Raw genomic sequence first — 1,707 nt, 5'->3', positions numbered from 1 at the left:
CGGCGGCAGCCCCTCTTCGGCCATCACGCGCTCGACGTTCTCGACCACCACGATCGCGTCGTCGACCAGCAGGCCGATCGCGAGCACGAGGCCGAACATCGACAGCGTGTTGATCGAGAAGCCGGCGACACCCATGATCGCGAACGTGCCGAGCAGCACGACCGGCACCGCGATCGTCGGGATGATCGTCGCCCGCAGGTTCTGCAGGAACAGGTACATCACGAGGAACACGAGCACGATGCCCTCGATCAGTGTCTTGACCACTTCCTCGATCGACAGGCGCACGAACGGCGTCGTGTCGTACGGGTAGTGGACGACCAGACCGTGCGGGAAGTACTTCGACAGCTCGTCGATCTTGGCCCGCAGCGCCGTCGCGGTCGCCAGCGCGTTCGCACCGGTCGCGAGCTGGATACCGAGGCCGGCCGTCGGCTGCCCCATGTACTTCGTGTCGAACGTGTAGTTCTCCGAACCCAGCGCCGCGCGACCGACGTCCTTCAGCCGGACCTGCGAGCCGTCCTGGTTGACCTTCAGCAGGATGTTGCCGAACTGCTCGGGCGTGCGCAGCAGCGTCGATTCGGTGATCGTCGCCTGCAGCATCGTGCCCGGCTTCGCCGGCGTGCCGCCGATCTGGCCGCCCGCGATCTGCACGTTCTGCTGCGTGATCGCAGTCGATACGTCGATCGGCGTGAGGCCGTAGTTGGTCAGGCGGGTCGGGTCGAGCCAGATCCGCATCGAGAACTGCGAACCGAGCAGCAGCGTCTGGCCGACGCCGTTCACGCGGCTCAGCGGATCGAGCACGTGCGAGGCCACGTAGTTCGTCAGGTCCTCCTTCGACATCCTGCCGTCCTCGGAGTTGAACGCAAACCACATCAGCCAGTTGCTGCTCGACTTCGTGACCTGCATGCCGAGCTGCTGCACGACCTGCGGCAGGTTCGGTGTCGCGAGCGACAGCTTGTTCTGCACCTGCACCTGCGCGACGTCCGGATTCGTGCCCGGCGAGAAGGTCAGCGTGATCGTCGCGTTGCCCGAATCGTCGCTGGTCGACGACATGTACAGGAAGTTGTCGAGACCGCTCATCTGCTGCTCGATCACCTGTGTCACCGTGTCTTCCACCGTCTTCGCGGAAGCGCCCGGATAGTTCGCCTGGATCTGGATCGTCGGCGGTGCGATCGTCGGATACTGCGCAATCGGCATCTTGAAGATCGATGCGACGCCGGCCAGCATCAGCACGATCGCGATCACCCACGCGAAGATCGGGCGATCGATAAAGAACTTGGCCATGAAACGGACTCCCGGTTATTGCGCGGCCGACGCGGCGGCCGAACTCGCAGCAGCATTGGCGGCGGTACTCGCCGGCGCGGCGTTTGACGGTGTAGCGGAAGCGGCATCCGGCGCCGGTGCGAGCTGCGCCGCGACGGTCTTCACGGTCGCGCCCGGGCGCACCTTGTCGACGCCCTGCACGATCACGTGATCGCCCGCTTGCAGACCGCCTTCGACGATCCAGTCCTGACCGTACGTGCCGGTCGTCGTCAACGGACGCATCTCGACCTTGTTGGCCGCGGTCACGACCAGTGCGGTCGCCTGCCCCTTCTGGTCATGCGTGACGCCGATCTGCGGCACCAGGAACGCGTTCTCGTTCACACCTTCCTCGATCCGTGCGCGCACGAACATGCCCGGCAGCAGCACGCGGCCTGGATTCGGGAAGAT

At 65.1% G+C, this 1,707-nt stretch carries 2 protein-coding genes; both read right to left on the bottom strand.

What is annotated here, in order from left to right; translation table 11 throughout:
- On the bottom strand, positions 1-1,281 hold a 1,281-nt coding region (locus U5798_RS36790; RefSeq protein ID WP_322084867.1), incomplete at its 3' end, for an efflux RND transporter permease subunit.
- Between the two features lie 15 nt (positions 1,282-1,296).
- Positions 1,297-1,707: HlyD family secretion protein (locus U5798_RS36785; protein ID WP_415859533.1), on the bottom strand; the 411-nt coding region annotated here is incomplete at its 5' end.

Origin of the sequence: Burkholderia sp. BCC1972, from assembly GCF_905339605.1 — a bacterium.
Lineage (GTDB): Bacteria > Pseudomonadota > Gammaproteobacteria > Burkholderiales > Burkholderiaceae > Burkholderia.
The sequence above is the reverse complement of the archived record's forward strand: the minus strand, read 5'-3'. Positions and strand labels throughout refer to the sequence as shown.